The following is a 5404-nucleotide window of genomic DNA, read 5'->3' on the forward strand; positions in this document are numbered from 1 at the left end:
CTCCAGGCCCGCCTGGTCGGATGAGCCCCGCAGCAGCACGCCGCGACGCGTGCCCTGGCAGGCAGGCCCCGGTCAGCGTTGAGGCCGGCATCTGCGCTAAAATGGGCGATTCCGCCGCTCATTCTCACAGCAGGCCTCGTGAAAAATCTCCTCCGCGCCCTGATCAGCCAAGGCATCGAAGCCTTGCGCGCCAATGGCACCCTGCCCGTCGACTCCCTGCCGCCGGACTTCGTGGTCGAGCGCCCGAAGACCCGCGACCATGGCGACTTCGCCACCAACGCCGCGATGCTGCTGGCCAAGGCCGCGCGCAGCAATCCGCGCGCACTGGCACAGGCGCTGGTCGAGGCACTGCCGCGCAGCGAAGACGTCAGCAAGGTCGAGATCGCCGGCCCCGGCTTCATCAATTTCCACCTGGCGCCGGCCGCGTACCAGCGTGAAGCCGTCACCGTCATCAAGGAAGGCGCCGATTACGGCCGCAACCTGTCCGGCAATGGCCGCACGGTAGGCGTGGAGTATGTGTCGGCCAACCCGACCGGTCCGCTGCATGTCGGCCACGGCCGCGCCGCGGCCATCGGCGACTGCGTGGCACGCGTGCTCGATGCCAACGGCTGGAATGCCAAGCGCGAGTTCTACTACAACGATGCCGGCGTGCAGATCGAGAACCTGGCGCTGTCGACCCAGGCCCGGGTGAAGGGCATTGCCCCGGACCAGGAAGGCTGGCCGGAAGGCGGCTACCGCGGCGACTACATCGCCGACGTGGCACGTGCCTACATGTCCGGCGCCAGCGTCGACCTGGAAGGCACCCTGGTGGTCGGCGCCAAGGACCCGGACGACCTGCAGGCGATCCGCCGCTTCGCCGTGGCCTACCTGCGCAACGAGCAGAACCTGGACCTGGCCGCGTTCGGCGTGGATTTCGACATCTACTTCCTGGAAAGCTCGCTGTACGCCGATGGCAAGGTCGCCGAGGCAGTGGCCAAGCTGCAGGCGTCGGGCCATACCTATGAGGAAGGCGGCGCGCTGTGGCTGCGCAGCACCGACTTCGGTGACGACAAGGACCGCGTGATGCGCAAGTCCGACGGCACCTTCACCTACTTCGTGCCGGACGTGGCCTACCACCTGTCGAAGTGGCAGCGCGGCTACGAGCGCGCGATCACCGAACTGGGCGCGGACCACCACGGTTCACTGGCGCGCGTGCGTGCCGGCCTGCAGGCCATGGAAGTGGGCATCCCGCAGGGCTGGCCTGAATACGTGCTGCACCAGATGGTCACCGTCATGCGCGGCGGCGAGGAAGTGAAGCTGTCCAAGCGTGCCGGCAGCTACTTCACCCTGCGCGACCTCATCGAAGAAGCCGGCCGCGACGCGACCCGCTGGTTCCTGATCGCACGCAAGCCCGATTCACAGCTGACCTTCGACATCGACCTGGCCCGTCAGCAGAGCAACGACAACCCGGTGTTCTACGTGCAGTACGCACATGCCCGTGTCTGCAGCCTGCTGCGCCAGGCGCAGGAGAAGGGTCTGGTCTACGAACAGGGCACCGGCCTGTCCAATCTGGGCCGCCTGGCCGATGACGCATCGCTGGCCCTGATGAACGAGATCTCGCGTTATCCGGAAGTGGTGGAAGCGGCCGGCGTGGCGCTGGAACCGCATCTGGTCGCGCAGTACCTGCGCGAATTGGCGCACGCCTTCCACACGTGGTATCACGGGACGCCGGTGCTGGTGGACGACGCGACCGATCGCAATGCCAAGTTGACCCTGGCCTGCGCGGCGCGCCAGGTACTGGCCAACGGCCTCGACCTCCTGGGCGTTTCCGCCCCGGAAAAAATGTAAGCCTCAGGAGACGCAGTAGACATGGCAGCACGACGCGGCAAGACACAGGCTCGGCGCAACAGCAGCCAAGGCACGCCCGGATGGGTGTGGCTGGTTGCCGGCGTGGCGATCGCCGCCGTGGTGTTCCTGGCGGCGCCGAACCTGTTCAAGGGCGAGGGCGATGGCTTCCTGCGCGCCGGTCCGCAGCCGAACCCGAACGCGCAGCCGGCGCCGGTGGCCGATGGCGAAGGCGATGTCGGCACCCAGCCGGCCGCACAGCCGGTCACGCCGAAACCGGCTGAGCCGGAAAAGCCGGCCGCCACCCAGTACGACTTCTACACCCTGCTGCCTGGCAAGGAAGTGGAGATGTCCGACGCCGAACTGGCCGCCAGCGCGCGCGCCGAGGAACAGCGCCGGAGCAAGGCCGAAGCGCAGCGCGCGCAGGCCGCACTGGAAGGCAAGCCCGTGCCGGCGGCGGTTGCGGCCGCAGCCCCTGCGGCGACGGCGAGCGTTGCCAGCACCGCGCCGGTGACCGCCACCAGCCGTCCGCTGCCGACGCCGGTGAGTGAACGCCCGACGACCGCCGCGCCAGCGGCCACCACCGCGCCGGCCAGCACCAGCACCGTTGCCGCCGCTCCTGCGGCACGCAGCGAAACCGCGCCGGCCACCGCCAGCACTGCAGCAGCCCCGGCACCGGCCGACAACGCCCGCTACATCCTGCAGGCCGGTGCGTTCGGCGCGTCCGGCGATGCCGAAGCGACCAAGGCCAAGCTGGCGATGATGGGCCTGGCCGCACGCGTGGAGTCGGCGCAGATCAACGGCAAGACCGTGTACCGCGTACGCATGGGGCCCTATGGCACCGCCGGTGAGCTTTCCGAAGCCAAGCAGAAGCTGGATGGCACCGGCCTGCAGGCGATGGCGATCAAGGCGCAGTAAGCGTGCAGGCATAATGAAAAAAGCCGGGCATTGCCCGGCTTTTTTTTTGCCCGTGCAGCGCCGGGCTCGACGCTGCAGACAGCGGATCAGCTCTCGCGGGCAACCTGGAAACCGGCGAACGACTGGCTGACCGGCATCAGTTCCAGGCGATTGATGTTCAGGTGCGGGGGCAGGCTCGCCACCCAGAAGATCTGCTCGGCGATGTCTTCGGCGGTCATCGGGTTGGCGCCGGTGTACAGCTTGTCCGACGCAACCTGGTCGCCATGGGTGCGGACCACGGTGAACTCGGTTTCGGCCATGCCCGGCTCGATGGTGGTCACGCGTACACCGGTACCGTGCAGGTCCGAACGCAGGCCCAGCGAGAACTGGCTGACGAACGCCTTGGTGCCGCCATAGGCGTTGCCGCCCGGATACGGATAGACACCGGCCACCGACGAAATGTTGATGATGGCGCCCTTGCGCTCCACCAGCTGCGGCAACAGGCGATGGGTCAGGGTGACCAGCGCGGTGATGTTGGTGTCGATCATCGTCGTCCAGTCCTTCAGACTGGCGCTCTGCGCCGGCGCGGTGCCCTGGGCCAGACCGGCATTGTTGACCAGCAGATCGATGTCACCGAAGGCCGGCGGCAGCGCCAGCAGTGCCGCTTCCATCGCGACCGGATCACGCACGTCGAACACGGCCGCGTGCACCACCTCCTTGCCGTAGCGCTCGACCAGCGGCTGCAGGCGTTCGCTGCGACGGCCGGTGGCGATCACTTTCCAGCCCGCCTGGGCGAAGCGGTGTACGGCAGCGGCGCCGAAGCCGGAAGTGGCGCCGGTAATCAGGACGGTTCGGGTCATCAGACAACTCCGTGGGAAACCAGACCGCCATTCTGGCACCGTCGGYCCACGGCTGCGTTGCCTGATCGGCCCGCTGCGGTGCGCGCGGTCAGCGCAGGCGGAACACGCGTGCCTTCGGCAGATCTTCGTCGACCTGCAGGAACCAGCGTCCGGCGATACCCGGAATCACCTCGATCTGCGGTGCCTGCAGGGTCTTGCGCAGCTTCATCTGGCCCTTCATCACCTGCCACTGCTGACCGTTGTCGAGGGTGAACACCGAGCCCGGCTGCCAACCCGCGACGTCGCCGACCACGCGCGCGCTGACTGGCCCCTCTTCCAGGCCCAGGTGCATCGCCGCCGGGGCGGGAACGTTGGCCGGCAACGGCGCGCCGGTGTTGGCCGCAACCGCCGCCCGCGTGGGTACGGGCGTAGATGCCTCGGCCTCGCGCAGCACGCGGTTCAGGGTCTGCAGCTGGGTCGCGTCCAGGCCCACTTCGGCCAGCTGGGCCGCGCTGAGACGCTGCTCCACGGGCACGAAACGGTCCTGGGCGGTGGCGGCGAAGCTGCTGGCGGCCAGCAGAACGGAAAGGAGGTACCGGCGCATCGGAGAGGGTCTCTGCAGAACAGCGCTCACGATGCTGCAATCCGGTGACAGTCCGGTTACAGCCGCAGGGCCGGTACAATGGGCCATGATCAATAATGATGTACTGCGCAGCGTGCGCTACTCCCTGGACCTCGGCGACCACCACGTGGTGACCCTGTGCCAGATGGCCGATCCGGCGTTCGAAGTGGATGTCGACCAGGCCAAGGCCTGGCTGCTGCGTGAAGACGAGCCGGGTTTCCAGCCGATGAGCGACAGTGCGCTGGCGCACTTCCTCGATGGCCTGATCCTGCACCTGCGCGGTCACGATGAGGGCCAGGCGCCGCGCGCGGTGGAAACCCGCATCGACAACAACCTGGTGTTGAAGAAGCTGCGCGTGGCCTTCCAGCTGCGCGATGTCGACATGATGGAGATCTTCACCAGCATCGGCTTCAACGTCTCCAAATCCGAACTCGGCGCGCTGTTCCGCCAGCCCGGCCACAAGAACTACCGGCGCTGCCTGGACCAGATGCTGCGCAACTTCCTCAAGGGCCTGAGCCTGCGCCTGCGCAGCTGAGCACGGCGTCGACGAAGGCGCGTGCGGCCGGCGTCGGCAGGCGCTGCCAGACCAGATGTACGCGCCGGGTCGGGGTCGGTTGCAGCGGCACCTGCACCACCCCTTCAAAACCGTCGGCGATCCGCACTGGCACGATGCCCACCGCAAGGCCGTGGCGGACGAAGCGCTCGACCAGTTCCATCAGGTTGACCTCGAAACGCACCTGATGCGGCAGGCCCGCTGCGGCGAACGCATCATCGGTCTGCCGGCGCGCGCCGGTCCCCCGCGGGAAATCGACCAGGGCCTCATCCTGCAGCGCCGCCAACGGCAACCGCTGGCGCGTGGCCAGCCGATGCTGCGGCGCCAGCACGGCCACCAGATCCTCTTCCTGCAGCATCTGGTGGCAGACGCCCTCCAGATGGGCCGACGGCGCCAGCCCCACCAGCGCCACGTCCAGTGCGCGCGACTGCACCTGCTGCAGCAGGGTCTCGCTCTTGTCCACCCGCAACTGGAACTCCACCTGCGGGTGCTGCTGCTGGAAGGCAGCCAGCATGGCCACCACGTCGACGCCGGTCAGCGACGAGATCTGCCCGATCGCCAGCAGTCCGCGCACGTCACCACTGACGGCAGCGACGTCGGCACGCAGGTGGCGCAGGCTGGCCAGCACCTGCCGGGCGTGCACCAGCAACGCCTCTCCCGCCGCGGTGG

At 68.1% G+C, this 5404-nt stretch carries 6 protein-coding genes; 3 read left to right on the plus strand and 3 right to left on the minus strand.

Going from position 1 to position 5404, the window contains the following annotated elements; all coding sequences use genetic code 11:
• The first annotated feature begins 138 nt into the window (after positions 1 to 138).
• Positions 139 to 1827 carry an arginine--tRNA ligase gene (argS, locus tag AC1VAN_RS09845; protein ID WP_025878374.1) on the plus strand — a complete coding sequence of 563 codons (1689 nt, stop codon included), beginning with the start codon at positions 139 to 141 and terminating at the stop codon, positions 1825 to 1827.
• 21 nt (positions 1828 to 1848) lie between these two features.
• A complete protein-coding gene (locus AC1VAN_RS09850; RefSeq protein ID WP_032977036.1) occupies positions 1849 to 2742 on the plus strand; it encodes an SPOR domain-containing protein in 894 nt (297 codons plus the stop codon).
• 86 nt (positions 2743 to 2828) lie between these two features.
• Here the strand turns inward: AC1VAN_RS09850 and AC1VAN_RS09855 are convergent, their stop codons facing one another.
• Positions 2829 to 3581, minus strand: coding sequence for an SDR family NAD(P)-dependent oxidoreductase (locus AC1VAN_RS09855; RefSeq protein ID WP_025878372.1), 753 nt, complete (start codon positions 3579 to 3581; stop codon positions 2829 to 2831).
• A gap of 88 nt (positions 3582 to 3669) precedes the next feature.
• On the minus strand, positions 3670 to 4164 hold the full coding sequence (locus AC1VAN_RS09860; protein ID WP_099844680.1) for a hypothetical protein: 495 nt from the start codon (positions 4162 to 4164) through the stop codon (positions 3670 to 3672).
• Between the two features lie 85 nt (positions 4165 to 4249).
• On the opposite strand from AC1VAN_RS09860, the gene AC1VAN_RS09865 reads away from it, so the two are divergent.
• The gene (locus tag AC1VAN_RS09865; protein WP_025878370.1) at positions 4250 to 4717 is read left to right on the plus strand and encodes a YehS family protein; all 468 of its coding nucleotides are present in this window, start codon (positions 4250 to 4252) and stop codon (positions 4715 to 4717) included.
• Here the strand turns inward: AC1VAN_RS09865 and AC1VAN_RS09870 are convergent.
• The coding region (locus AC1VAN_RS09870; protein WP_480985724.1) for a LysR substrate-binding domain-containing protein at positions 4686 to 5404 on the minus strand (719 nt) is incomplete at its 5' end. The genes AC1VAN_RS09865 and AC1VAN_RS09870 overlap by 32 nt on opposite strands.

This window comes from Stenotrophomonas sp. 05L44_2, from assembly GCF_056665995.1.

Coding starts and splice junctions, on each gene's coding strand:
- AC1VAN_RS09860 (WP_099844680.1), bottom strand. CDS start 4,164: ATGCGCCGGTACCTCCTTTCCGTTCTGCTGGCCGCCAGCAGCTTCGCC.
- AC1VAN_RS09850 (WP_032977036.1), top strand. CDS start 1,849: ATGGCAGCACGACGCGGCAAGACACAGGCTCGGCGCAACAGCAGCCAA.
- AC1VAN_RS09865 (WP_025878370.1), top strand. CDS start 4,250: ATGATCAATAATGATGTACTGCGCAGCGTGCGCTACTCCCTGGACCTC.
- AC1VAN_RS09855 (WP_025878372.1), bottom strand. CDS start 3,581: ATGACCCGAACCGTCCTGATTACCGGCGCCACTTCCGGCTTCGGCGCC.